A 24069-nucleotide genomic window follows, 5' to 3' on the forward strand; every position below is an offset into this window, starting at 1 on the left:
ACCACCCACTCGAACCTGAGACAGGAGCAGATCATGGAACCCACTGAGAGCACCACCGGCACCACCATCGACACCACGACGAACGAGCTCATCCTCGACGTGCTCGTGAAGGCGGCCACCGCCCACGGCGTGCACGAAGCCGAGGAGCTCGGCGGCGTCTACGACGAGGACTGGCCCGCGTGGTACGCCGCGCACATCACCCGCTCGCTCGCCGACGGCGGCTACCGCATCGTCCGCACGTCCAACGGCGGGCTCTGATGTCGACTCCTCAGGCGCTCGGCACGGCCGAGTACGACGTCATCGTCCTCGGCGCCGGCGCCGTCGGTGAGAACGTCGCCGACCGCGCGGTGCAAGGGGGCCTCACCGCCGTCATCGTCGAGAGCGAACTCGTCGGCGGCGAGTGCTCCTACTGGGCGTGCATGCCCTCGAAGGCGCTGCTCCGTTCCGCCCAGGTGCTGCGCGCCGCTCGCCGAGTTCCCGGAGCCGCGCAGGCGGTCACGGGCGAGCTCGACGTCGCCGCGGTGCTCGCGCGACGCGACGCCTTCACGAACAACTGGTCCGACGCGGGCCAGGTGGCCTGGCTCGAGAGCGCCGGCATCTCGTTGGCACGCGGCCACGGCCGCATCACCGGCCCGAAGGAGGTCACGGTGACGGCTCCGGATGGCTCGGTGACCGTGCTGCGCGCCCGCCACGCCGTTGCGGTGGCCACCGGTTCCGACGCGTTCATCCCCGACATCGAGGGTCTCCGCGACGCCCACCCGTGGACCAGCCGTGAGGCGACGAGCGTCAAGTCCGTGCCCGCGAGCCTCGCGATCATCGGCGGTGGCGTCGTGGCCGCCGAGATGGCGACCGCCTTCACGTCGTTCGGCACCGCGGTGACGATCGTCGCGCGCCGCGGCCTGCTCGACGGCATGGAACCGTTCGCCGCCGAGATGGTGGCCGACGCGCTCCGGGCCGACGGGGCATCCGTGCTCCTCGAGACCGAGACGACGCGCGTCAGTCGCACCGCAGATGGGTTCACCCTCGAGCTCGGCGACGGTTCGACCGTCGAAGCCGAGCAGCTGCTCGTCGCGACCGGTCGTACGCCGCGCAGCTCCGACATCGGGCTCGAGACGATCGGCCTCACGCCGGGCGCCTGGCTCGACACCGACGACACCCTGCTGGTTCCCGGATTCGACTGGCTCTATGCCGTCGGCGACGTCAACCACCGCGCGCTGCTCACCCATCAGGGCAAGTACCAGGCCCGCGCGGCGGGCGACGTCATCGCCGCGCGCGCGAACCATGAAGAGGTGTCGGATGCCCCGTGGGGCACCCACGTGGCATCCGCCGATCATCGTGCCGTGCCGCAGGTCGCCTTCACCGAGCCCGAGGTGGCGTCGGTGGGCCTGACCGCGGCCGCGGCTCGCGCCGCCGGATACGACGTGCGTGCCGTGGACTACGAGATCGGCCACGTCGCGGGCGCGAGCGTGCTCGCCGACGGGTATCGCGGCACCGCCCGCATGGTCGTCGACGAGGAGCGCCAGGTCGTGCTCGGCGTCACCTTCGTCGGACCCGACGTGGCCGAGCTCCTGCAGACGGCGACGCTCGCGGTCGTCGCCGAGGTGCCGCTCGACCGCCTCTGGCACGCGGTGCCCGCCTACCCGACGGTCAACGAGATCTGGCTGCGGCTGCTCGAGACGTACGGGCGGCCCGTCACGCAGCGGGAGCAGATGGCGGCGTAGGGTCGCCGGTCTCGAAGTACAGGTGGGTGTGCAGGCGGCAGCGCTCGTTGAACGGCGACCCGCAGTTCGGGCACTCGCTCGCCGCGAGGTAGGACGCGATCGTGAGCTGGGTCTTGCACGCGCCGCAGAGCACGGCCTCGTGGTCGCGGTCGCCGAGCCGCCACTGCTGGGCGGCATGGTCGGCTGTCTCCGCGTGGCAGAGATGGCACGGGTAGTACTCGTTGCAGCAGGCGAACTTGATCGCGACGATGTCGACCGCCGTCTGGTAATGCACGCAGCGAGTCAGGTCGTCGACCACCGGCCCGAGCACCCGCGGTGCTGCCCGGGTCTCGGGGTGGTCGGCGTCGGGCATGCGACCATCCTTCCATCACCGCGCCGGCGCCATCGAGACGGGTAGCGTTGGGCAGGTGGAAGGGGAGCTCATGCCCACATACCAGGTCGGCTACTTCGTCGGCAGCCTGTCCTCGAAATCCATCAACCGGATCCTCTCCAAGGCCCTGATCCGGGTGGCGCCCGATGACCTCGAGTTCACCGAGATCCCCATCGGGAACCTGCCGCTGTACAGCCCCGACTACGACGGCCACTTCCCACCAGAGGCCGTCGCGTTCAAGGCGGCGATCGCGGCATCCGACGCCGTGCTGTTCGTGACGCCCGAATACAACCGGTCGATCCCCGGTGCGTTGAAGAACGCCATCGACTGGGCCTCGCGGCCGGGCGGCGAGAACTCGTTCGACCACATCCCGGCGGCCGTCATCGGCGCCTCGAAAGGGCCGATCGGCACGGCGCTCGCACAGCAGAGCCTCCGCGCCGTGCTCGGCTACTGCAACGCCCGCCAGATGACCGCCCCCGAGGCGTACATCCAGTACTCACCCGAACTGTTCGCCCCCGACGGCACCATCACGGCGGAGCGCACCGAGGTGTTCCTGACGAACTTCATGGCCGAGTTCCGCGAGCATATCGAGCGCGTCCTGACCGTGCTGCCGCGGCAGTAGCCGCGAGATCCGTGCGAATCGATCGCGGCTCCCCGGCGACGCCGTCGGCGTGCGGACCTACGATGGCTGTGTCAGGCACGATCTTCCGACGGGAGTCGCCATGATGATCCAGGTCCGCGTGCTCGGAGTCGCGCTCGATGCTGCGCGGCAGCACATCGTCCTGCTCAAGCCGCTGCACGAGGAGCCGGGCGTGCAACGCGTGCTGCCCATCTGGATCGGCGCCCAGGAGGCGACGTCCATCGTCATCGCCGTCGCGGGCGAGCAGGCGCCGCGGCCGTTGACGCACGACCTCACGATGACGTTGCTCGACACGCTGCACGCCCAGATCGCGCGCGTGGAGGTGACCCGCATCGACGAGGGCACGTTCTACGCCGAGCTCACCCTCACCACGCCCGCGGGTCCGCGGGTCATCGACGCGCGCCCGTCCGATGCCGTGGCGCTCGCCGTGCGCGCCGACGCCCCGATTTTCGTCGACGAGGAGGTGCTCGACGAGGCCGGCATCCCCGGCGAGATCGCCGAGGGGGGCGACGATGACGCCGCGGTCGATGAGGCCGGCATGCCCGACGAGGCGGCCGCCGAGCGCACCGATGAGGCGGCGGTCGACGAGTTCAAGCGGTTCCTCGACGACGTGGATCCCGAGGACTTCCAGGGCTGAGCCGTCGGCGGTCGCGCACCACGGCCGCCGGGGCGAGGAATGGCTCCGGATGCCACGGCGGGATACCGTGACGGTATGCCCCGGAGCATGAGCGAGCGCAGTGACCGTGATGACGAGGTCGACCTGATCATCGACGCGTGGTCACGTCGACTGCCCGACGTCGATTTCACGCCGCTCGACGTGATGTCGCGTCTGCGGCGCGTGTCGAACCGCCTCGGCCGCCTGCGCGCGACCGCGTTCAGCGGAGCCGGGCTCGCCGTGTGGGAGTTCGACGTGCTCGCGGCGCTTCGGCGGGAAGAACCGCCCCATGAGCTCAACCCGGCCCAGCTGATCGAGGCCACGATGATCGGCAGCGCCGCGATGACGAATCGTCTCGACAACCTCTCGCGTCGTGGTCTCGTCGAGCGGCGCCCCAACCCGCGCGACGGGCGCAGCGTGCTCGTTCGGCTCACGCCAGAGGGGGCGACGCGCGTCGACGACGCCATGCGCCGGCTCGCCGAACGCGAGGCCGTCGAGCTGCGCGGCCTGAGCCGCGAGGAGCAGGCGACGCTCGCCGGGCTGCTGCGCCGCCTCGTGCAGGACTCCGAGTAGCGCCGGCCCGAGAGCTCGCGCGGTTACGACTCGAACCAGCGGAGCACACGCAGGGCGCGGAGCGTGTTCCAGCGGCTCGGCTCGCCCGCGGGCGCATCCGCCGCGAAGTGCACCTCGCCGTGCCACGGCTCGCCGGCACGCCAGCGGCCGTCGTCGCCGCGCTTCGAGATCAGGAGGTCGACCGCGTCGGCGACCCGGGGATCGGGGTGGTCGCCCGTGCTGCGGAAGTAGTCGAGCGAGCGCAATACGTCGTAGAGCCAGTAGGGCGGGAAGATGAGGTTGGCGTAGCGGTCGCGCACGATCTGACCCGTCGAGCGGCGGCGGAAGAGGTCGCGCTCCAGCAGGTACTCCTCGCCCCGGCGGCGTGCCTCGGTGATCGAGGCATCCGTGCCGCCCGTCGCCTGCTCGTACCCGAGCAGCCCCTCGAGCACGCAGAGCGTGGTGTCGAACGACGACCGCTTCGACTCGGGGGCGTCGCAGTTCCAGCCGCCGTCGTCGAGCTGCTCGTCGAGCAGTCGCGCGATGATGCGGTCGCTTCCGGCGCCGAGCACGCCGAAGTAGGCGCCGAGTGAGAGCACGCCGCCGTTGATGCAGGGCTCGACCTCGCCGTGGAAGTAGGGCAGGTCGTCCCACTCGCGCCACTTCACGCCGTCGCGAACCCGGGCGATCGCCGCGCGAACAGGCGGGGCATCCGGATCGATGCCGAACCGGCGCAGCAGATGCAGCGTCCAGGTGACGCTCGTGCGCTCACCGTGCATGCCGTACTCGTCGCCGCCCCAGTAGCCGTCGTCGGGCTGCAGGGCGAGGAGCCGCGCCCCCCAGCCCTCGGTGGCGACGCGACCCCGCTCGGCGGCGACCGCCTCGGCCGGCTCGTCGAGCAGGTCGCGCATCACCTGCCAGCGGATCGAAGGGTCGGAATCGAGCAGCCACTCGGTGACATCCATGTGCCCATGGTTCCGGATGCGGCCGGCCGACGCCACACTCGGGCGGGGTTCAGGCACGTCGGCGCCGCGCGCCCACGCGCCCCCACGGCTTGAACACCGCGAGGGCCATCGCGACGATCACGGCCGTCGACGACACGATCGGCGGGAACACGAGGGTCGACGGCAGCGTCGGAGCCGTGCCTGCGGCGAGCGAGTCGAGCGCCGCGCCGGAGAGCGCCGACGTGCCCGGTGCCAGCACGAGCACCACGAGCGTGACGAGCACCACGTTCAGCACGAGCTTCGCGAGCACCCACCAGTACCGCACGAGCCCGTACTTGGATCCGACGCCGAGCAGCACCCCGGTCACGAGCGTGACGAGGCCGACCGTGATGAGCGGCCAGGTCGCGAACGACGCCACGCTCGCCGCCGCGGCGGCGGACTGCACGGCGCTCGCCGTGAAAGCCGTGAAGACGAGCACACCGAGCACGAGGTCGAGGCCCAGCCAGGCTCCGGCCGCCGCGATATGGGTGAGCAGCACGACCTTGCGAATGCGCGGCGAGAGCCGAAGGCGAATGGATGCCGGCGGCATCGGCCGTCGCTCGGTTCGTGCCCTTGCTCCAGTGGCGGCTGACATGGTCGCTCCCTCTCGTGGGTGCTTCTCGACCAGCATTCACGGCGGATGCGCCGAGGGCATCCGCGCGGGGGAGGCATCCGTCGTACTCCCGACGGCGTACGCGACCGTTCACTGCGTTGAACGCGCGGCTCGCGCCGCCGCGTCGTCGCTACGCGCGCAGGTCGACGCCCTTCGTCTCCTTCACGAGCGAGACGCCGACGAGCGAGACGACCGCGGCGACGGCGATGTAGACGCCGATCATCCACGACTTGCCGGTGGCCCCGAGCAGCGCCTCGGCGATCATCGGGGCGAACGCGCCGCCGAGGATCGCGCCGAGCGCGTAGCCGATCGAGACGCCCGAGTAGCGCACGTTCGCGGGGAACATCTCGGCGTAGAGCGACGCCTGCGGGCCGTACGACAGGCCGAGGCCGAAGGTCATCACGAACAGCGCGACGAAGTACCAGACGATGTCGGCAGTGTCGATGAGGAACCACATCGGCACGGCCCACAGTGCGAGGAACGTGTAGCCGATCTGGAAGGTGCGCACCCGGCCGAGCCGGTCGGAGATGCGGCCGCCCCACAACGTGAACACCAGCCAGCCGAACGAGGCGAGGGTCGTGGCGAGCAACACCGTGGGTCGGTCCATCTCGAGCACGGTGACGGCGTAGGTCGCGAAGAACGCGATGAGCAGGTAACCCGCCGCGTTGTTGCCGATGAAGATGATCGCGGTGAGCAGCACCGAACGCTTGTGCGTCTTCAGGAGCTCGCGCAGCGGAGCTGAAGACTCCTTGCGGCGGCGCTGCAGGTCTTCGAAGACCGGGCTCTCCTCGACCGAGCGGCGGATCAGGTAGCCCACGGCGATCAGCACGATCGAGAGGAGGAACGGGATACGCCAGCCCCAGGCGATGAAGGCTTTCGGGCGACATGTTCGAGGTGAGCAGCCACAGCGTGGAGGTGGCGAGGATCATGCCGATCGGCACGCCGATCTGGGGGAACGCGCCGAAGAAGCCCCGACGGTTCGTCGGGGCGTGCTCGACGGCCATGAGCGCCGCGCCGCCCCACTCGCCGCCCGCTGAGAAGCCCTGCAGGATGCGGAGCAGGATCAGCAGGATCGGAGCCGCGATGCCGATCTGCGCGTACGTCGGCAGCAGACCGATGAGCGAGGTCGACAGGCCCATGAGCATGAGCGTGAAGACGAGCATCTTCTTGCGTCCGAGCCGGTCGCCGAGGTAGCCGGCCACGATGGCGCCGAGCGGGCGGAACAGGAACGAGATGCCGATCGTCGCGAACGCGAGGACCTGGGCCAGGGTGGCGTTCGACTCCGCGACGGGAGCGAGGAAGAGGGGCGCGAGCACGAGGCCGGCCGCCTGCGCGTAGATGAAGAAGTCGTACCACTCGATCGAGGTTCCGACGAGGGTGCTGGCGAGCACCTTGCGCTCTTCGGCGGGCATGCGCCCGGTGCGTTCTGCTTCTGTGGGGGTGACTGTCGACATGCGAACTCCGTTGTTCTCGCGTGGTCTTCGGTGGGGGTGCAATTACTGAACGATTGGTCGGTCAGAAAATCCGAGAATACCGCATCACCCGCCGGCACTGAAAGCCGTGTGCGATGAACGGCCGCCCTGCTGCGCCGAGCGGCGCCGTCGTCGTGACGGACGCCGAAATAGAATGGGCCGGATGACCCACGCGTCGACCTTCCCCGGCGGGACCGCCGTTTCATGGCTCGACGTCTACGACACCGAGTCGATCGACGGGCTGCGAGGTGGCACGCCGCACCTGCACCTCGTCTCACCCGAGTGCTACGTGGTGGTCGCCGGGCGCGGACGGCTGCAGACGCTCATTGCCGCAGGCGTGGCCGAGACGCCCCTTGCGCCCGGCACCGTCGCGTGGTTCACGCCGGGCACCGTGCACCGGGCGGTGAACGACGGCGAGCTGCGGGTGCTCGTGCTCATGGCGAACTCGGGCCTTCCCGAGGCGGGTGACGCGGTGATGACGTTCCCGCCCGAGCACCTCGTCGATGCGGCGACGTACCGCGCTGCGGCGCAACTGCCCGACCGCGAGACCGAGGCCGAGCGGCAGGCCGACGCCGATCGGCGACGCGATCTCGCGGTGCAGGGCTTCCTCGACCTTCGATCAGCGATGGAACGCGGCGCCGCGGCGCCGCTCGAACGGCTCTACGCGGCAGCCGCGCGCATCGTACAACCGCTCGTGCCCGGGTGGGAGCCGATCTGGAATGAGGTCGTCGGCGAGCAGGCCGAGCGCACCCGTGCGACCCTGCCGGCGCTGGCGAACGGCGACTGGAGCAGCTTGCTCGCCTCGGCCGTCTTCGAGGCCGACGCGAACCCGGGCGAGCGGCGGTTCGGCATGTGCGGCCGGCTCAGCACGTACCGGCTCGGGGCGTAGGGCGGCCTGCGGCGTCGGCCGGTCAGCGCTCTTCCGGGTCGAGACCCTGGGCGGCGCGCCCGCCGTCGACGGGCAGCACCGCACCGTTGACGAACGACGCGGCGTCGGAGAGCAGGAAGCTCACCGTGTTCGCCACCTCCTCGGCCTCGCCGGGGCGGCCGAGTGGGTGCAGGTGGGCGATCTGACGTTCCATCGCGGCACGCGAGGCGACATCGAGCCCCTCCACGTGGCGGACGTAGCGTTCGGTCACGATGGAGCCCAAGGCGACGGCGTTCGTGCGGATGCCGCGCGGCCCGTAGTCGACGGCCATCGCCCGGGTGAGTCCCTCGATCGCCGCCTTGGCCACGGCATACGGAAGCGCGCCGCGCACCGCCCGCTGCGCCTGGTGCGACGAGACGTTGACGATCGACCCGCGAGCCCCGGTGCGGAGGAACTCGTCGAGGGCGGCGGATGCCCCTGCCACCGTCGGTCGCAGGATCGCGTCGACGATGTCGAGCACGCCGGCGCTCCCCGCCTCGTGCAGCCACGCGTCGCGGAAGACCGCGGCGTTGTTCACCCAGCCGCGCAGCTCGCCGAGTTCGCGGGCCTGCTCGATCGCGGCCGACAGCACTTCCGCGTCGCCGGCATCGCCGACGATCCCGGCGCCGCGCGGGCCGCCATCGGATGCCGCGTGGTCGAGCCATCCGGCCGGCGCGACGTCGATGACGACGACCCCGTCGCCGCTGCGCAGCAGCGCCTCGGCGATGCTGCGCCCGACCCCGCCGGACGCGCCGGTCACGACGTGCACCGCCCGACGCTGCTCCATGCACTCCATGCTAGGTCGGTACGGCGTTCGCCGGGCAGCTGTTCTCGTGCACCGCGGTCAGCCCAGGTCGAGGCGCATGAGCACGCGCGGGAACCCGTTCAGCACCGACTCGGTGTCGGCCGCCTTCGTGAACCCAGCCCGCTCGAAGAGCTTGCGCGTGCCGACGTAGGCCATCGTGAGGTCGACCTTCTCACCCTTGTTGTCGACCGGATAGCCCTCGATTGCGGGTGCACCATGATCGCGGGCGAACACGACCGCGCCCTCGAGCAGGTGATGCGAGATGCCCTTGCCTCGATGGCCGGGTCGCACGCGGATGCACCACACCGACCACACGTCGAGGTCGTCGACGTGCGGGATCTTGCGGTTGCGCGCGAAGCTCGTGTCGGAACGCGGGTGCACACCGGCCCAGCCCACGACCTCGTCGCCGTCGTACGCAAGCACCCCGGGCGGTGGGTCTTGCCGGCACAGCTTCTGCACGAGCTCACCGCGAGCCGGGCCCTGCAGTGCGAGGTTCTCCTTCGACGGGATGCGGTAGCTGAGACACCAGCAGACGTTCGCATCGGGCCGCTTCGGCCCGACCATCGCCTTCACGTCGACGAACACCGACGCCGGACGCACCTCGATCGCCATATCACTCACCCTGCCACCGGCCTCCGACAGCGGCAACGGCGTGCCCTCGCTACGCTGACCACGTGGCAGACGACCTCCCGCTCCTCGACCTCGCGGGGCTGAGCGCCGCGAGCGAGCGGCTCTACGTGCATGTGCTCATGAACGGACGCGCGAGCGTCGCCGCGATCGCCGAGCAGTTCGAGCTCGACGAGGCCGTCGCGTTCGAGCGACTCGAGAACCTCCGGCAGCTCGGACTGGTGTCGCGTCTCGAGGGCGAGCCGCCGGAGTACGCGGCAGTCGATCCGCGGTATGCCCTGAGGGCGATCATCGATCGGCTCAGCGACCAGGCGCTCCGCATCCGCGAGGCCATCCCGATGCTCGTCGAGTACTTCGACGCGGCGACGCCCGGCGACACCGCTTCGCATCAGACAGTGGTGCTGACAGATCCCGACACGGTCGCCGGCTGGTACGCGAGGCTGCAGCATCAGGCGAGACGCGAGTTCCTCGCGTTCGACCGGCCACCCTACGTCTCTGCATCGTTCGACCCGTTCGAGGCATCAGTGCTCGCTCGCGGCGTCGATTGGCGCGCCGTCTACACGATCGAGAGCTTCGACCAGGGAGCGACGTGGGAAGAGGTCGAACGCCTCGCCGAGCAGGGCGAGCAGTCGCGCATCACCGACGACCTTCCGGTGAAGCTCGCGATCGTCGACGGTGAGATCGCGCTCGTGTCGCTGAGCCTCGAGCCGGGCCGCATCGATGCCCTCATCACGCACGCGCCGCCACTCGTGCACGCCCTCCGCGAGCTCTTCGAGTTCCACTGGACCCGCGCGATGCCGTTGCCCGAGGCGAAGGAACACGTCGCAGGCGGAGCATCCGACCTCGCGATCGCCGAGGAGTTCGGCAGGCGTCCCTCGCTCGAGGAGCGCTCGATCCTCACGCTCATGGCCGTCGGAATGAAAGACGACGCCATTGCCAGGCAGCTCGGGATGTCGCCTCGCACGCTTCGTCGGCGCAGCCAGGAGCTGCTCGCCGAACTCGGTGCCGGCAACCGGTTCCAGGCGGGTGTCGCGGCTGCGAGGCGTCGCTGGCTCTGAGTTCGAGCTGCCCGTGTAACAGTCACGTTTCGTGCGGTGGCCTCCCCCGGTCGTTGGCCGATATCGGCCAACGATGCGTGGTTCGGCTCGCACACAATGGGACGATCGTCGGCCGTCGAACGGCATGACACCCCCGGCATCCGTTCCCAGCAAGGATCCTCGTGACCACACGCACCCGCTCCGCCATCGTGACGAGAGGGCGTCGCTCGACTGCGACCCTCGCCGCCACGCTCCTGTTCCTCACGCTCGGCACCGCTTTTTCACCCGCGGCGACAGCTGACGACACTCCCACTCCCAACACGCCTGCGCCGACGGCCGCGTCCGCGTCGAAGGACGAGGCCGCGTTCGAGGATGGGCGCTATATCGTCACCCTCCGCGACGAGGCCGTCGCCACGTACGGCGGCGGCACGGGCTCGTTCTCGGCGACACGCGCGCCCGAGGGGGAGGAGCTCGCAGCTCGCTCGAAGCGAGCGGTCGCCTATGCCGACCACCTGGGTGACGAGCAGGCAGCGGTGGCCGAATCCGTCGGTGCCGACATCATCAGCTCCTACACGCTCGCGACCAACGGGTTCAGCAGCACACTGACCGCCGACCAGGCGGCTGCGCTCGCGGCAGACTCGCGGGTCCTCGCCGTCGTCACGGACGAGCTCCTGCACCTGCACGCGGCGGTGCCCTCGACCGAGTTCCTCGGTCTGAGTGGCGATGGCGGCGTGTGGAACGCGACGGGCGGCGTCGACTCGGCCGGCGAGGGCGTCGTGGTCGGCATCATCGACTCGGGCGTCGCACCCGAGAACCCGTCGTTCGCGGGCGAGCCGCTCGGCGATGCACCCGGGGGCGAACCGTATCGCGACGGCGAGTCGATCGTCTTCGACAAGGCGGATGGCGCCCGGTTCCGCGGCGCCTGCGTCACCGGCCAGCAGTTCACCGCCGACGACTGCTCGACGAAGCTCATCGGCGCACGCTACTTCCTCGACAACTTCCAGGAGGAGTCGATCGGCGCCGACCGCGCCGAGTACGTCTCGCCCCGCGACGGCAACGGCCACGGCTCGCACACTGCGAGCACCGCGGCCGGCAACCACGGTGTGTCGGCGAGCGTCGCCGGGCGCGAACTCGGCGAGATCTCAGGCGTCGCGCCCGCCGCGAAGATCGCGGTGTACAAGGCCTGCTGGTCGGGTCCGACACCGCAGGACGACGGATGCGCCACCGGCGACCTCCTCGCAGCGATCGACGCCGCGGTGCTCGACGGCGTCGACGTGATCAACTACTCGATCGGCGCGGGCGCCGCGTTCACGACCGTCTCCCTCACCGACCAGGCGTTCCTGCGCGCCGCGGCCGCGGGCATCTTCGTGGCCGCCTCCGCCGGCAACGACGGACCAGATGCCTCCACCGCCGACAACGCGGCCCCATGGATCACGACGGTCGCGGCATCCACGATCCCGAGCTACGAGGCGAGCGTTCGCCTCGGTGACGGCCGCACCTTCCTCGGCGGGTCGATCACAGTGCCGGCCGGCGGGTCGCTCGAGGGGCCGCTCCTCGCGGCGTCCGCGATCGGTGTCGCGGGCGCCGAGGAGCCGCGGCTCTGCGGGCCGGGCACGCTCGACCCCGCCCGGGCGGCCGGCACCATCGTGCTCTGCGAGCGAGGCGTGGTCGATCGCGTGGCGAAGTCGGCGGAGGTCGCGCGCGTCGGCGGCATCGGCATGGTGCTCGTCAACCCCGGACCCAACTCGATCGACCTCGACGACCACACGGTTCCCACGGTGCACCTCGACGGCGCCGCGTACGAGGCAGTCGGCGGCTACGCCGCGACGGCCGGCGCGAGCGTGACGCTCGAAGACGGCAACACGACCGGCGGGGCATCCGCTCCGACGCCGCAGGTGGCGGGCTTCTCGTCGCGCGGACCGATCCTCGCCGACGGCGGCGACGTGCTGAAGCCCGACGTGGCCGCGCCCGGCGTCGCGATCCTCGCGGATGCGGCGAACGCCGAGGGTGATGACCCGCGCTTCCAACTCCTGTCGGGCACCTCGATGGCCTCGCCGCACGTTGCCGGGCTCGCAGCGCTGTACCTTGGCGAACGCCCGAACGCATCGCCGTCGGAGGTCAAGTCGGCGCTCATGACGACCGCGTACGACACCGTCGACGGCGCCGGCGAGCCGGTCGACGACCCCTTCCTCCAGGGCGCAGGCCACGTCGACCCGACGCGGTACTTCGAGCCCGGATTCCTCTACCTCAACGACCTCGACGACTGGTACGGCTACGTCCAGGGCCTCGGCTTCGTGGATGTGGGCGTGGAACCCGTCGATCCCTCGAACCTCAACCTCGCGTCCATCTCGGTGGGTGCCCTCGCCGGCGTCGAGACGATCACCCGCACCGTCACGGCGACCGCGCCCGGTCACTACGAGGTGCAGCCGGTCGACTTGCCGGGGGTCGAGGTGAGTGTCGCGCCAGCGATGCTCGACTTCGCAGCCGCGGGCGATGAGCTGGCGTACACGGTGACCTTCCGGCGAACGGATGCCCCGCTCGACGCGTTCACCACCGGCACGCTCCGCTGGGCCGGGGCCGACGGCACCGTCACGACGCCGCTCGCGGTGCGGCCGGTCGTGCTCAGCGTTCCGTCTGATGCCGCCGGATCGGGTGTCGACGGCTCGCTCGAGATCCCGGTCTCTGCGGGCGACACGCTCGATGTTCCGATCGCGGTCGACGGCCTCGTCGAATGTCACGTCCTGCGGGGTCGCGGAACGGAAGGCGGCGCGCGCGACCGCCATGTGATCGAGGTCCCCGACGGCACGACGTACGCGCGCTTCGACCTCGACGCGGCCGATGACACCGCCGACCTCGACCTGCGCCTCTACCAGCTCGACCCGTACGGCAGCAGCTGGCTCAGCCGCGAGGCGACGACGCCGAACGCCGACGAGCAGATCGTCATGCCGCTGCCCTCGAGCGGTCGCTACGTCGTGGAGGTCGACTTCTTCGCGGGCGCCGGCGACCTCGACTACGAGCTGATCGGGTTCTTCCTCGGTGGTGAAGCGAATGTCGGCGACTTCAGTGCCGATCCGGCCGTGCTGCCGATGAGACTCGGCGAAGCGGCATCCGTCGCCGTGTCATGGTCGGGTCTCGCGCCCGGTTCCCGGTACCTCGGCCGGGTGCACTTCGGCGACACCACGCGCGTCACGAACGTCGTCGTCTCGACGCCCGGCCAGCCGGCCGGGGGTGACGAGGAGCTCGCGGTGACGGTCGCCCCCCAGTGGGTGCGACCGGGCAAGTCGTTCAGCATCGAAGCGGTCGGGCTCGCTCCCGCAGGCGATTACACGATCTCCCTCGACGGCGAGTCGTTCGCGGCCGGCCGTGCCGCGAACGACGGCGAGGTCTCGCGCTACCTGAGCGTGCCGGCGGATGCCGCGGAGGGTACGCACCTCGTGCGGATCGAGGCCGACGGCGGTCATGCAGAGGCCGAGTTGCACGTCGCGAACCTCATCATCTACGACCTCTGGGAGTTCGTCGACTACGGCGCCGACGGCAGCGCGACCGCGGGGGCCGAGATCACGTTCGGCGGCATCGGCCCGGTTCGTGTTGTGATCGAGAGCGCGGGCGGGGCGATCGCACTCGACGAGACCCTCGAGCTGTCGGTCGACCCGATGTTCGAGGCCGACAGTCGGAGGTCGTCGGCCGCGCCGGTCGTGCCCGGCGACTACACGGCGCGAGTCTGGGCGATCGCAGGCGACGGCTCGCAGACCCAGCAGGGCGAGTACGCCTTCACCGTCGCCGAGACCGAACCGGACGCGGTGACGATGACGCAGAACCCCGACAACGAGAACGCGATGGACCTCATCTACGAGAACACCACCGGCGACGTCAGCCAGGCGACGATGCGCTACAAGATGTGCTCGGGGCCGCTCGTCTTCGCGACCGTCTGGATCGACCAACCGGTCATCACCGGCACGTTCGACATGACAGCGATGACGGGCGTCGAGTTCCTGCTCGACGGCGAAGCGCTCGGCGCCTACGCGAACCACGGGTCGGAGCGCTGCGTGAGCGAGCCGAAGATTTCGAACGACTTCTGGGCGACCATGTCGGCGACGGATGCCTCGTCGACGCTGGGCGCGGAGGGCGCCACGGCAGCGGAGAACGCGGAGGCCGATGCGACCGCCGCGGCGACGCCGATCACCCTTACCGCGAGCAACCGGTACCCCGCCTACAGCCGGGGATTCGACTTCTCGGTCGGTCACGGGTGGGACATCTACCAGGGCAGGTTCCACCGGGAGGAGGTGCCGCACGACCAGGTGCTCGAGCCCGGCCCGGTCGAGTCGCGAACCATCCAGGTCGAGGAGGATGCCGCATTCTGGGTGCGCGCCAAGTACGAGGTGCTCACGCCCGACATCCACATCTCGGCGCATCGCGTGATCTTCACGACTCCGGTCTCGCTGGCGCAATTGGCGCCGGTCGAGGATGAGGAGCCCGGTGGGCCGACGGATCCGGGCAACGGCGGGTCGGGTGGCGGAGCGCCGGGATCGCCGTCGGCGCCCGCGGCAGGCGGCGGGTCGGGCCTGGCGCACACCGGCGTGGAGCTCGGCAGCGTCGTCGCGATCGCGGCCCTCGTGGCGGTGCTCGGCGGAATGCTGGTGGTGGCCGGGACCCGGCGTCGCCGCGGAGGACGCATCTAGCCGAGCGGCACGCCGGGCGGCGGTCGGCACGACACAATCGTGCGGCCGTCGCCCTGCGCCGTCGTCTCTCGCGGTGGCATCCCCGGAGTCGCGGCGGCCCTTGTGAGCGGCGCCCTTGTGAGCGGCGCCGACCTGCGGGAGGGTGGCGAGAGCGATGAGAGGCGGCCATGGTGAGGACAGGAAGCCAACCGATCGAACGTGTGCGTGTCGCGCGGCTGGAACGCGGTGGACAGGAGCCGCCCCCTCGGACATGGCCGGCTGTCGTGGAGGCGATCGCGAGATGAACGGCCCGGAGCCCGCGCCGATGGTCCTGTTCTGGCGTCGCACCGACCTGCGCGGCCTGGAGCGGCTGGCGTTGACCGTGTCCGGCGACGGGATCGTCGCCGAGTCCACGGTGCTCTGCCTCGAAGACGGCGGGTTCCGGCTCGACTACCGCTGGAGGCTCACGCACGGCTGGAGGGCCCTCTCGCTCGGGGTCGAGCGCTGGGGTGCGGGAGTGCATCGCCGGCTGGTGCTCGTGCGCTCGGGCGACGGATGGCTCGTCGACGGCACACTCCGACCCGACCTCGATGGGGCGGAGGAACCCGATCTCTCGGTGACGCCCTTCTGCAACACGTTTCCGATCCGGCGCACGCCGTCGGCGGCCGGCTCGAATCTCACGCTCGACACCTGCTACGTCGACGCCGCCGAGATGACCGTGAAGCGCTCCCGGCAGCGGTACGACCGCCTTGGGCCGAACCGGCTGCGGTACGTCGACCTCGGCGTCGCGGCCGGGTTCGAGGCAGATCTCGAGGTCGACGATGAGGGGCTCGTGCTGCGGTACGAGCACCTGTTCGAGCGCGTGGAGCCCGCCCCGTAACCTCGCTGCACGGCTGGCTACAGTCGAGCTATGCACGCAGAGGCGGCGCCGATGGTCGCGATTCCCGCAGGCGCGATCAAATTGCGCGACGCCCGATCGGGTTCCTCGCGTGTGGTCGAGCTGCGCGCGTTCGAGCTCGGGCGCACGCCCGTCACGCGACGCGAGTACGAGGCCGTGCGCGACCGGGGCGCGGCGGGCGCAGCCGACCGAGCGGGCGAGACGGAACCGGCAGCGGATGCCCCGGCGCATCCGGTGACCTGGTTCGACGCGGTGGGGTGGTGCAACGCGGCATCCGCTGCCGAGGGCCTGACGCCCGCATACGCGATCGACGGTCGCGACGTCGCCTGGGAGGTCGGCGCCGACGGCTACCGCCTGCCGACCGAGGCCGAGTGGGAGCGCGCGTGCCGGGCGGGGACGACCGCTCCCACCTACGGGCCCGTGCGCGAGATCGCCTGGTCGGCGCTCGACGAGGTCGACGGCCCGCAGCCGGTCGGGGGGAAGGCGGCGAACGCGTTCGGCGTGTTCGACCTGCTCGGCAACGTGTGGGAATGGTGCTGGGACTACGCCGACACCGCACGCTACGGCGACTACCGGAGCCTGCGCGGCGGCGGGTGGGCCGATCGCGAGTGGAGCGTCCGGGCGTCGGTGCGGCGGGGCAGCGCGCCCGATGCGGTGCTCGAGGACGTCGGGTTCCGGGTCGCCCGCGGACCCGTCGGCGAGCAGGGCGCGGATGCCGCGCAGGGCTGGTCGGCGGCATCCGACCGCCTGCGGGCCGACGTTCGCGGACCGCGTCCGATCGGATGGACCCCGCTGCACTGAGCCCGGAGCGCTCCAGCGCGACTCGGCGCACGTTGCTCGCGCCGGCGCACCGAGGACGTTGCGCCGCCGCGAGAAACCTGCGCCCGACGCGACGTACACGGAATCGCACGCCCGCTCGCCCGGTTGCACCCACCATGAGAGCTATCGTCTACAGCCGCACGGGAGACTCGTCCGTGCTCGAACTGTCGGAGCGGGAGATCGCGGAGCCGGGGCCCGGTGAGCTGCGCGTGCGGGTCGTCGTCTCGGGCGTGAACCCGACCGACTGGAAGGCGCGGCGCGGGTCGGGCACCGCGGCAACGACCGCCCTGAGCGTGCCGAACCAGGACGGCGCCGGCGTGGTCGACGCGGTGGGCGAGGGCGTCACCGGTTTCGCGGTCGGCGACCGCGTGTGGCTGGCGATCTCGGGCTGGAAGCGTCCGGCGTCGGGCACCGCGCAGGAGGTCACGATCACGCTCGCCGAACGGGCGTTCCCGCTGCCCGACGAAGTGTCGTTCGATGCCGGCGCGAACCTCGGCGTGCCGGCGGTCACGGCGTATCGCGCGCTCACGGTGTCGGAGGACGGCCCCGCTCGCCTGCACCCGGGCGCGCTCGGGGGCAGGACCGTGCTCGTCGCCGGGGGCGCGGGCGCGGTCGGGCACGCGGCGATCCAGCTCGCCCGCTGGGCAGGCGCGACGGTGATCACCACGGTGAGCGGCGACGAGAAGGCGGCGCTCGCGACGGCCGCCGGCGCCCACCACGTCGTGCGCTATCGGGACGCGGATGCCGCGCAACAGATCCGGGCGATCGCACGCGACGGCGTCGACATCGTGGTCGAGGTGGCCGCGGGCGCGAACGCCGAGCTCGACCAGGCCATCACCCATGAACGCTCGACGATCGCGAGCTACGGCAACGACGGCGACGTGCCGCTGACCATCGACTTCGGACCGGCGATTTTCAAGAACCTGCGGTACCAGTTCGTGCTGATCTACACGATGGGCGCTGAGGCCTGGGCGGCGGCCGGTGAGGACGTCACCGCTGCGGCGCGCGACGGTGCCCTCGCGATCGGTGCCGGGGCGGGCCTGCCGTTGCATCGGTACGCGCTCGAGCAGACCGCGGCCGCCCACGATGCCGTCGAGGGTGGCGTGGTCGGCAAGGTGCTCATCGACGTCGCGCCGCAGTGACGACCTCGGGGTCGCCTGCGCCTCAACGGATGCCGCCGCCACTAGCACGGCACACCCGGCTCGGGCATCCCCCTGCCGCAAGCGCGCGGCACCGCGTACGTTGGCGAGCATGACGTCTGAGACGCCCCTGCATGAATCGACCGACCACGCACGACGAGCCGCACTGATCTACAACCCCGTGAAGGTCGAGCCCGGCGAGCTGAGGCCCATCGTCGAAGCGGCCGAGCAGGAGGCCGGCTGGGGCCCGACGCTCTGGCTCGAGACGACCGAGGAGGATCCGGGTACCGGGCAGGCGGAGGAAGCGCTGAGCGCCGGCGTGGCGGTGGTGATCGCCGCGGGCGGCGATGGCACGGTGCGGGTCGTCGCCGAGGTGCTGCGGGGATCGGGAGTCCCGCTGGCGCTCCTGCCGTCGGGCACCGGCAACCTGCTCGCCCGCAATCTCGATCTCACGCTCGACGACGCCGAGCACTCGCTGCGCAGCGCCTTCGCCGGTGAGAATCGCCCGATCGACATGGCTGTCATCGACATCCGCGATGGGGTCGGCGGCTCGCGGCGGCACGCCTATCTCGTCATGGCGGGCTTGGGGCTCGATGCCAAGATGCTCGCCAACACCGACGACGAGCTCAAGGCGAAGGCCGGGTGGCTCGCCTACGTGAAGGCGATCGGGGTCGCGCTCCGCGACAAGAACCAGTTGCGTCTGCGCTTCAAGCTCGACAACGGGGGCACCCGCAGGATGCGCGCCCACACGATCATGATCGGCAATTGCGGATCATTGCCGGCGAACATTCTGCTGCTGCCCGAGGCGGCGGTCGACGACGGCGAGTTCGACATCGTCGTGCTGCGCCCCGAGGGGTTCGTCGGGTGGCTGCAGATCACGGTCAAGATCTTCTGGGAGAACGGGGTACTCCGGCGCACCACCGCGGGCCGCAAGCTCATGGGCGCGACCAAGGAGGTGCGCGCGCTCAACTACCTGCGGGGCAGGGAGCTCATCGTCTCGCTCAGCAGGCCCGAGCAGATCCAGCTCGACGGCGACGGGTTCGGGGTGGCGCAGTCGTTCAAGACGTGGGTCGACCCGCGGTCGTTGCTCGTGCGGGTGCCCGCCGAGGAATGACGGCTACGGCTCGGGCTCGCCCCGCACGACCTCGAGCTCGAGCCAGCGCGCGAGCTCACGGATCTCCTCGTCGACACCATGACGGATGCCGCGGTCGAACGGCTCGTCTTCGTGGATCGCGTGCACCGTGAGGACGCCGGCCTTGCGGTCGGCCTTCGCGTCGAGCTTTCCGACGAGGCGGTCGCCGTGCAGGATCGGCAGCGCGAAGTAGCCCCACCGTCGCTTCGCCGCTGGCTTGTACATCTCGAGGGTGTACTCGAAGTCGAAGAGCTGCTGCGCACGCACGCGGTCGTAGACGAGCCGGTCGAACGGTGAGAGCAGCGCGGTGCGGCCGGCGAACGGCGTGCTGCGAGGGAGTTCGAGCTCCCGTTCGAGCGTGGCCGGGTCGACGCGCCAGACGCCCGGCACGCCCTCGACGACTGCGGCCTCACCCGCCTGCCCCACGTCGACCGGTTCGAGCGGCATGGCCGTGCTCTTCTCGCGGGCGATGCCGAGCGCCGTGAGCCGGCGTTCGTTGCGCACCGTGTGCGCTTCGTCGGCTGGCAGCGCGGGCGGATGCCGCGGGTAGACGCGCTCGGCGAGGGTCCAGAGTCGTTCGCGACCGCGTCGGGCGGCGATCGCGATCTCACCGCGCATGGCGAGGAACTCGAGCATCTGGCCGACGTTGCGGTTGTGCGTCCAGCCGGTGGATTGCCACGACACGATGCTCGTGTCGGGGAGGTCGCGCGAGCGCAGCGGCTCGGGCGACTCCGCGAGCAGGTTCAGGATGTCGCGGCGGAACGCGTCGTTCTGCTCGAGCCACTCGCGTGACCTCGACCACGTCGGCCAGGCCGCCATGTCGGCGCGGTAGAGCGCGAGGTCTTCGATCGGGCGGATCAGCGCGTCGTACTCGAACAGGGGTTCGCTGCCGCTCGAGCGCGTGCACGAGATCGGCCGGCCGGTACGCCGAGCCGAGACGGCTCCAGGCCACCAGGTCGGCGTTCGGCGCGATCGCCGCGGTGGGGTCGACCTGCAGCAGGGTGAGGTGCCGCACCATGTCGACGAGCTCGACGGGCCGGTTGGCGTCGAGCAATTGAGCGCGGATCGCGATGCGCCGCGCGGTGGCGCGATCGAGCCGGTGAGGTTCCACGCGCGTCACGCTACCCGGTGCCGCCGACACGTCGCCGCAGGGCGGAGGGGAGAGCGGGTGAGGAGCTACGCCTCGGGGATCGCCAGACTGAACGCGTCGGTCGTGATATCGGCGGGCTCAGGGCCGCCGCGCACGCCGGTGTCGAGCCGGTCGATCGCCTCGAGCTCCGCCCCGGCGAGCTCGAAGTCGAACACGTCGAAGTTCTCGGCGATGCGTTCGGGGCGCGCCGACTTCGGGATGGCGGATCGGCCGTGCTGCAGCTGCCAGCGCAGCATCACCTGCGCGGGCGTCTTGCGATGGTTCACGGCGATGCCGCCGATCACGTCGTCGTCGAGCGTGCTCGAGCCCCCGCTCCGGTAGAACGTGATGCCGCCGATCGGCGACCACGCCTGCGTCACGATGCCATGCTCCGCGTTCGCGGCCCTGACCTCGGGCTGCGAGAAGTACGGGTGCACCTCGACCTGGTTCACGGCCGGCACCACCGACGTCCGCTCGAGGAGCGAGGTGAGGTGGTCGGGCATGAAGTTGCTCACGCCGATCGCGCGCACCCGCCCATCGGCGAGGAGGGTCTCGAGCCCGCGGTACGCCTCGACCGTCCGGTCGAACTGCTTCGGCGTGGGCTGGTGCAGGATGAGCAGGTCGAGCACGTCGACGCCCAGCTTGCGCGTGCTCTTCTCGAACGCGTGCAACGTCTCGTCGTAGCCGTAATCGCTGATCCACACCTTCGTCTCGATGAAGACCTCCGACCGGTCGAGGCCCGACTGCCGAATCGCTTCGCCGACGCCGCGTTCGTTGAGGTACGCGGCCGCGGTGTCGATGTGGCGGTATCCGACGCGGAGGGCGGATGCCACGGCATCGGCGGTCTCGTCGGGCGGCGTCCGGTATACGCCGAAGCCGAGGGCGGGCATCGTGATTCCGTTGTTGAGCGTGAGCGTCTGTGTCATCAGCTCGACGCTACGCGTGCTCACCCCGACGAGGGCGGCCCGGTCAGGGCATGTCAGATCTGACTGCGGTCACCCGGGACATCGTCGCCCTTGTCGAGGACGCGCGAGTGCGCAAGAGTGACGGCATGCACGTCACCGGGTTCCTCACTCCCGACGAGTTCTGGGCCGTCGTCGACCGCGGCGACGACGAGGTGCGGCGTTCCTTCGCGGAGCGACCGGTCTACGCCGTGCGGGGATGGCCGGGGCGCGCCATGATCTCGGAGTGGTCGTTCGGCGGTGGCAGCGGCATCCGCTCGATCGCGTTCCTTCCTGCAGGCTGGAACGGCGCCGATTACTCGGCTGACGAGGCGAAGCCGCGCGTCGACGTGCTCGTCGATCTCACCGAACCCCGACAGATGGTCGCTGAACGCATTGCGCAGGGCATCCTCGCGCGCAGCGGCACGCCACCGACGCTGCCGATGCCCGATGCGCCGGCCCCCGACGCGATCATCGAGCTCGAGGTCGACGGCATCGGCGAGCCGTTCGAGATGTGGTCGGATGACGCGGGCGAACGAGCGGCCGGTCGTATCGGTGGCGTCACCGTCGTGCTGGAGACCGTCGATCACCCGATCGCGGACATCGCGCTCGAACGCGTCACCGACCTCGAGCGATTCATCGCCGAGCGGCGACGCTGGATCCGGGCTCAGCGCGGCGAGGACTGACGCGCCGCCCGCTAGTGCTGCTCCACCCCGGAGAAGAACGCGGCGGTGCGGTCTGCCGAGGCGCGAGCGGACTCCTCGGGTTCGCCCGCCGCGATGGCGGCATCGCCCCACACCGCTGCGGAGGCGCGGATGAACGCGAGTCCCTCCTCAGACGTCGCCCATTCGGTGGTCTCGAGGGGCGCGTCGGTGTCGAACGCGAGGTGGGCCGCGAGCCCGAGCAGGGCGCCGTCCCAGCCGACACCCGTCGCACCGGGGCCGAACTGGTCGTAGAACTCGTAGGGCACGTCGCCGGAGTGCTGCAGCGTGAGGCGGGTGCCGTCGCCCTCGGGGGTGAGCGTGACGCTCAGCTCGCTCGTGCCGCCGCCGAACTCCCACGTGGCGGAGAAGCCGGTGGGGGCGTCGCACGTGAGGATGGTGCCGCTCGCGTTGCCCTCGACCGCGTACGTGCCGCCGAGCCGGAAGTCGCCGCTGACGGTGCCGAACCAGCGGGCGAGGCGCTGCTGGTCGACGATCGCGTTCCAGAGGTCGTCGACGTCGGTGCGGTAGACGTGGCTGACCGTCAGCACGCTGGCAGCTGCGGCATCCTGCTTGTCGATGGTCACCGATCGGTGCGCCTCGGTGAGCACCCGGTGGGCCTCGGACGTGTAGTCGTTCATTCCTGTTCCTCCTCATCATGGTTCGGGGTCGGTCGCGTCGCCGGTCGTCGTGTGCGCTTGCCGCGGGCGATCTCGGTCTCGAGCGCCGAGAGGCGCGGGCTCCAGTAGCGGCGGAACGGTGTCATCCATTCATCCACCTGCCGCATCCCCTCCGCTTCGAACGAGTAGAGGCGCCTCGGCCCGTCGGCGCGCGATGAGGCGAAGCCGCTGTCGCGAAGCACGCGCAGGTGCTGCGACACCGCCGACTGGGTGATGCCGAACTCGCCGACGACGGCGTCGGTCAGCTCGCCGGCGCTGCGCTCGCCGTCGATGAGCAGCTCGAGCACGCGCCGGCGTACCGGGTCTCCGAGGACATCGAACGCGTGCATGGCCCAATCGTATTAGCACTGACTCATATGAGTCAAGACTAATGCGAGCGACGCATGCCCTCAGGGCGCGTCCCGGTGTTCACCGGGCCGGCGGATCGCCGCGGCACGAGCTGCGACGACCACACGGGAATCGGCTGGCTCAGTTTGCCCTCGATCTGGGAGAGCAGCTCGAGCACCGAGGCACGACCTTGCGCCTCGAAGTCGACGCGCAAGGTCGTGAGGGGCGGGTCGAAGTACGCGGCGTCGGGGATGTCGTCGATGCCGACGACGCTCACGTCGTCGGGCACGCGATAGCCGCGTTCCTTCAGGGCGAGCATCGCGCCGAGGGCCATCTGGTCGTTCGCCGCGACGAACGCGGTGGCTTCGGGAAGCTCGGCGAGCGTCGTGATCGCCTCGTATCCGGATCTCGCCGACCAGTCGCCGGGGAGCACGCCGAGCGAGCGCAGCCCTTGACCCTCGACCGCGGTTTCATAGGCATGGATGCGGTTGCGCGCCGCCGTCCAGTTGGTCGGGCCGGCGATGTGCACGAGGTTGCGGTGCCCGAGGTCGGCGAGGTGCGTGATGAGCGCCGGGAGGCCGACACCGGTGAGCTCCGACGGCTCGCCGCTCACCGCGTCGTCGGCCTCGACGGCGATGAGCGTCGGCACGCGGAACTCCGTCGTCTCGAATGCCCGGGTCATCTCGTCGGTCGACGAGAGCGCGAGCACGCCGGCGAGGTCGTGCTGGGTGATGAGCGCGAGCGACTCCTCGATCGCGCGTGGGTTGCGCACGTCGAGTGAGACCAGGTCGAGCACGTAGCCCGCCTCGCGGGCCGCAGCGCTGGCGCCTTCCGCCACCCGGCTGGGGCCGACGTGCGAGATCTCGTGGGTGAGCGCGCCGATGCGGTGGGAACGCCCCGACTTGAGGCTGCGGGCGGTCAGGTTGGGTCGGTATCCGAGCTCGTCGAGGGCCTGCACGACCTTCTCGCGTGTCTCCGGGCGAATGCCCGTGAAGCCCTTCAGGAAGCGGCTGACCGTCTGGTGCGACACGCCAGCCGCCTGGGCGACGTCGTAGATGGTGGCGGCCTTCATCGGTGCGCCGTTGCGTTCCGATTCGCGCGGCTCAGAATCCGTGCTCATGACGATCCCCTCAGTACGTGGCGCGGGCTCACCACCTCGGGTGGTCGTGAGTGCGTCACGTGATCATTTTCGTCACAGTGTCCAATTGGTGCTTGACAAGGCGATGTTATCGGCAACATTCTGGTTTGGCACGGAATGTTGTC

The 24069-nt window shown here is 70.6% G+C and carries 23 protein-coding genes and 1 pseudogene; 13 read left to right on the forward strand and 11 right to left on the reverse strand.

Annotation, left to right across the window (positions count from 1 at the left end):
* Positions 1 to 33 precede the first annotated feature (33 nt).
* A complete protein-coding gene (locus QFZ26_RS12335) occupies positions 34 to 258 on the forward strand; it encodes a hypothetical protein (RefSeq protein ID WP_307042505.1) in 225 nt (74 codons plus the stop codon).
* Positions 258 to 1721 (forward strand): dihydrolipoyl dehydrogenase family protein, encoded by a 1464-nt coding sequence (locus tag QFZ26_RS12340; protein ID WP_307042507.1) that lies wholly within the window; start codon positions 258 to 260, stop codon positions 1719 to 1721. Before QFZ26_RS12335 ends, QFZ26_RS12340 begins: the two co-directional genes overlap by 1 nt.
* On the opposite strand, the gene QFZ26_RS12345 is transcribed toward QFZ26_RS12340, so the two are convergent.
* A complete protein-coding gene (locus QFZ26_RS12345) occupies positions 1693 to 2073 on the reverse strand; it encodes a CHY zinc finger protein (RefSeq protein WP_307042508.1) in 381 nt (126 codons plus the stop codon). The genes QFZ26_RS12340 and QFZ26_RS12345 overlap by 29 nt on opposite strands.
* A 70-nt stretch (positions 2074 to 2143) precedes the next feature.
* On the opposite strand from QFZ26_RS12345, the gene QFZ26_RS12350 reads away from it, so the two are divergent.
* The 3 genes from QFZ26_RS12350 (at position 2144) to QFZ26_RS12360 (ending at position 3959) form a co-directional block, all read left to right on the forward strand.
* The gene (locus QFZ26_RS12350; protein WP_307042511.1) at positions 2144 to 2713 is read left to right on the forward strand and encodes an NADPH-dependent FMN reductase; all 570 of its coding nucleotides are present in this window, start codon (positions 2144 to 2146) and stop codon (positions 2711 to 2713) included.
* 100 nt (positions 2714 to 2813) lie between these two features.
* Positions 2814 to 3368 carry a bifunctional nuclease family protein gene (locus tag QFZ26_RS12355; RefSeq protein WP_307042513.1) on the forward strand — a complete coding sequence of 185 codons (555 nt, stop codon included), beginning with the start codon at positions 2814 to 2816 and terminating at the stop codon, positions 3366 to 3368.
* 87 nt (positions 3369 to 3455) lie between these two features.
* The gene (locus tag QFZ26_RS12360) at positions 3456 to 3959 is read left to right on the forward strand and encodes a MarR family winged helix-turn-helix transcriptional regulator (protein WP_307042515.1); all 504 of its coding nucleotides are present in this window, start codon (positions 3456 to 3458) and stop codon (positions 3957 to 3959) included.
* A 23-nt stretch (positions 3960 to 3982) separates the two neighbouring features.
* Here the strand turns inward: QFZ26_RS12360 and QFZ26_RS12365 are convergent, their stop codons facing one another.
* The 3 genes and pseudogenes from QFZ26_RS12365 to QFZ26_RS12375 form a co-directional block, all read right to left on the reverse strand.
* A complete protein-coding gene (locus QFZ26_RS12365) occupies positions 3983 to 4903 on the reverse strand; it encodes a hypothetical protein (protein WP_307042517.1) in 921 nt (306 codons plus the stop codon).
* 49 nt (positions 4904 to 4952) lie between these two features.
* Positions 4953 to 5516, reverse strand: coding sequence for a hypothetical protein (locus QFZ26_RS12370; protein WP_307042519.1), 564 nt, complete (start codon positions 5514 to 5516; stop codon positions 4953 to 4955).
* Between the two features lie 148 nt (positions 5517 to 5664).
* A pseudogene (locus QFZ26_RS12375) lies at positions 5665 to 6988 on the reverse strand (MFS transporter).
* 181 nt (positions 6989 to 7169) lie between these two features.
* Between QFZ26_RS12375 and QFZ26_RS12380 the strand changes: the two are divergent.
* A complete protein-coding gene (locus tag QFZ26_RS12380) occupies positions 7170 to 7895 on the forward strand; it encodes a cupin domain-containing protein (protein ID WP_307042521.1) in 726 nt (241 codons plus the stop codon).
* 22 nt (positions 7896 to 7917) lie between these two features.
* On the opposite strand, the gene QFZ26_RS12385 is transcribed toward QFZ26_RS12380, so the two are convergent.
* A complete protein-coding gene (locus QFZ26_RS12385) occupies positions 7918 to 8700 on the reverse strand; it encodes an SDR family NAD(P)-dependent oxidoreductase (RefSeq protein ID WP_307042523.1) in 783 nt (260 codons plus the stop codon).
* 57 nt (positions 8701 to 8757) lie between these two features.
* Positions 8758 to 9330 (reverse strand): GNAT family N-acetyltransferase, encoded by a 573-nt coding sequence (locus QFZ26_RS12390; RefSeq protein WP_307042525.1) that lies wholly within the window; start codon positions 9328 to 9330, stop codon positions 8758 to 8760.
* A 62-nt stretch (positions 9331 to 9392) separates the two neighbouring features.
* On the opposite strand from QFZ26_RS12390, the gene QFZ26_RS12395 reads away from it, so the two are divergent.
* From QFZ26_RS12395 to QFZ26_RS12420, 6 genes are all read left to right on the forward strand, one after another.
* A complete protein-coding gene (locus tag QFZ26_RS12395; protein WP_307042527.1) occupies positions 9393 to 10403 on the forward strand; it encodes a helix-turn-helix domain-containing protein in 1011 nt (336 codons plus the stop codon).
* Positions 10404 to 10564: 161 nt separating this feature from the next.
* Positions 10565 to 15061: a S8 family serine peptidase gene (locus QFZ26_RS12400; protein WP_307042529.1), complete on the forward strand. Its 4497-nt coding sequence runs from the start codon at positions 10565 to 10567 to the stop codon at positions 15059 to 15061.
* Between the two features lie 280 nt (positions 15062 to 15341).
* Positions 15342 to 15920, forward strand: coding sequence for a putative glycolipid-binding domain-containing protein (locus QFZ26_RS12405; RefSeq protein ID WP_307042531.1), 579 nt, complete (start codon positions 15342 to 15344; stop codon positions 15918 to 15920).
* Between the two features lie 30 nt (positions 15921 to 15950).
* On the forward strand, positions 15951 to 16739 hold the full coding sequence (locus QFZ26_RS12410; RefSeq protein ID WP_307042533.1) for a formylglycine-generating enzyme family protein: 789 nt from the start codon (positions 15951 to 15953) through the stop codon (positions 16737 to 16739).
* Positions 16740 to 16873: 134 nt separating this feature from the next.
* Positions 16874 to 17899, forward strand: coding sequence for an NADPH:quinone reductase (locus QFZ26_RS12415; RefSeq protein WP_307042536.1), 1026 nt, complete (start codon positions 16874 to 16876; stop codon positions 17897 to 17899).
* 109 nt (positions 17900 to 18008) lie between these two features.
* The gene (locus QFZ26_RS12420; protein ID WP_307042538.1) at positions 18009 to 19010 is read left to right on the forward strand and encodes a diacylglycerol/lipid kinase family protein; all 1002 of its coding nucleotides are present in this window, start codon (positions 18009 to 18011) and stop codon (positions 19008 to 19010) included.
* 3 nt (positions 19011 to 19013) lie between these two features.
* Here the strand turns inward: QFZ26_RS12420 and QFZ26_RS12425 are convergent, their stop codons facing one another.
* Both QFZ26_RS12425 and QFZ26_RS12430 read right to left on the reverse strand, forming a co-directional pair.
* On the reverse strand, positions 19014 to 19847 hold the full coding sequence (locus QFZ26_RS12425) for a DNA glycosylase AlkZ-like family protein (protein WP_307042540.1): 834 nt from the start codon (positions 19845 to 19847) through the stop codon (positions 19014 to 19016).
* Between the two features lie 357 nt (positions 19848 to 20204).
* Entirely contained in the window at positions 20205 to 21083 is an 879-nt protein-coding gene (locus QFZ26_RS12430; RefSeq protein ID WP_307042542.1) for an aldo/keto reductase, read from the reverse strand.
* Positions 21084 to 21133: 50 nt separating this feature from the next.
* On the opposite strand from QFZ26_RS12430, the gene QFZ26_RS12435 reads away from it, so the two are divergent.
* Positions 21134 to 21784: a hypothetical protein gene (locus tag QFZ26_RS12435; RefSeq protein WP_307042546.1), complete on the forward strand. Its 651-nt coding sequence runs from the start codon at positions 21134 to 21136 to the stop codon at positions 21782 to 21784.
* A gap of 11 nt (positions 21785 to 21795) precedes the next feature.
* On the opposite strand, the gene QFZ26_RS12440 is transcribed toward QFZ26_RS12435, so the two are convergent.
* From QFZ26_RS12440 to QFZ26_RS12450, 3 genes are read right to left on the reverse strand one after another with little or no spacing between them, the layout of a single operon-like run.
* Entirely contained in the window at positions 21796 to 22440 is a 645-nt protein-coding gene (locus tag QFZ26_RS12440; RefSeq protein ID WP_307042548.1) for an SRPBCC family protein, read from the reverse strand.
* Positions 22437 to 22808: an ArsR/SmtB family transcription factor gene (locus QFZ26_RS12445; RefSeq protein ID WP_307042550.1), complete on the reverse strand. Its 372-nt coding sequence runs from the start codon at positions 22806 to 22808 to the stop codon at positions 22437 to 22439. Before QFZ26_RS12445 ends, QFZ26_RS12440 begins: the two co-directional genes overlap by 4 nt.
* 38 nt (positions 22809 to 22846) lie before the next feature.
* Positions 22847 to 23926, reverse strand: a complete 1080-nt coding sequence (locus tag QFZ26_RS12450; RefSeq protein WP_307042551.1) for a LacI family DNA-binding transcriptional regulator — start codon at positions 23924 to 23926, stop codon at positions 22847 to 22849.
* Positions 23927 to 24069: the final 143 nt, after the last annotated feature.

Source organism: Agromyces ramosus, assembly GCF_030817175.1.
Taxonomy (GTDB): domain Bacteria; phylum Actinomycetota; class Actinomycetes; order Actinomycetales; family Microbacteriaceae; genus Agromyces; species Agromyces ramosus_A.

Excerpts from the sequence above, each read along its gene's own strand:
- QFZ26_RS12420 (WP_307042538.1), top strand. The coding sequence starts at position 18,009 with ATGACGTCTGAGACGCCCCTGCATGAATCGACCGACCACGCACGACGA.
- QFZ26_RS12450 (WP_307042551.1), bottom strand. The coding sequence starts at position 23,926 with ATGAGCACGGATTCTGAGCCGCGCGAATCGGAACGCAACGGCGCACCG.
- QFZ26_RS12410 (WP_307042533.1), top strand. The coding sequence starts at position 15,951 with ATGCACGCAGAGGCGGCGCCGATGGTCGCGATTCCCGCAGGCGCGATC.
- QFZ26_RS12445 (WP_307042550.1), bottom strand. The coding sequence starts at position 22,808 with ATGCACGCGTTCGATGTCCTCGGAGACCCGGTACGCCGGCGCGTGCTC.
- QFZ26_RS12415 (WP_307042536.1), top strand. The coding sequence starts at position 16,874 with ATGAGAGCTATCGTCTACAGCCGCACGGGAGACTCGTCCGTGCTCGAA.
- QFZ26_RS12385 (WP_307042523.1), bottom strand. The coding sequence starts at position 8,700 with ATGGAGCAGCGTCGGGCGGTGCACGTCGTGACCGGCGCGTCCGGCGGG.
- QFZ26_RS12360 (WP_307042515.1), top strand. The coding sequence starts at position 3,456 with ATGAGCGAGCGCAGTGACCGTGATGACGAGGTCGACCTGATCATCGAC.
- QFZ26_RS12335 (WP_307042505.1), top strand. The coding sequence starts at position 34 with ATGGAACCCACTGAGAGCACCACCGGCACCACCATCGACACCACGACG.
- QFZ26_RS12350 (WP_307042511.1), top strand. The coding sequence starts at position 2,144 with ATGCCCACATACCAGGTCGGCTACTTCGTCGGCAGCCTGTCCTCGAAA.
- QFZ26_RS12340 (WP_307042507.1), top strand. The coding sequence starts at position 258 with ATGTCGACTCCTCAGGCGCTCGGCACGGCCGAGTACGACGTCATCGTC.
- QFZ26_RS12365 (WP_307042517.1), bottom strand. The coding sequence starts at position 4,903 with ATGGATGTCACCGAGTGGCTGCTCGATTCCGACCCTTCGATCCGCTGG.
- QFZ26_RS12435 (WP_307042546.1), top strand. The coding sequence starts at position 21,134 with ATGTCAGATCTGACTGCGGTCACCCGGGACATCGTCGCCCTTGTCGAG.
- QFZ26_RS12355 (WP_307042513.1), top strand. The coding sequence starts at position 2,814 with ATGATGATCCAGGTCCGCGTGCTCGGAGTCGCGCTCGATGCTGCGCGG.
- QFZ26_RS12405 (WP_307042531.1), top strand. The coding sequence starts at position 15,342 with ATGAACGGCCCGGAGCCCGCGCCGATGGTCCTGTTCTGGCGTCGCACC.
- QFZ26_RS12380 (WP_307042521.1), top strand. The coding sequence starts at position 7,170 with ATGACCCACGCGTCGACCTTCCCCGGCGGGACCGCCGTTTCATGGCTC.
- QFZ26_RS12370 (WP_307042519.1), bottom strand. The coding sequence starts at position 5,516 with ATGTCAGCCGCCACTGGAGCAAGGGCACGAACCGAGCGACGGCCGATG.
- QFZ26_RS12425 (WP_307042540.1), bottom strand. The coding sequence starts at position 19,847 with ATGGCGGCCTGGCCGACGTGGTCGAGGTCACGCGAGTGGCTCGAGCAG.
- QFZ26_RS12390 (WP_307042525.1), bottom strand. The coding sequence starts at position 9,330 with ATGGCGATCGAGGTGCGTCCGGCGTCGGTGTTCGTCGACGTGAAGGCG.
- QFZ26_RS12430 (WP_307042542.1), bottom strand. The coding sequence starts at position 21,083 with ATGACACAGACGCTCACGCTCAACAACGGAATCACGATGCCCGCCCTC.
- QFZ26_RS12345 (WP_307042508.1), bottom strand. The coding sequence starts at position 2,073 with ATGCCCGACGCCGACCACCCCGAGACCCGGGCAGCACCGCGGGTGCTC.
- QFZ26_RS12440 (WP_307042548.1), bottom strand. The coding sequence starts at position 22,440 with ATGAACGACTACACGTCCGAGGCCCACCGGGTGCTCACCGAGGCGCAC.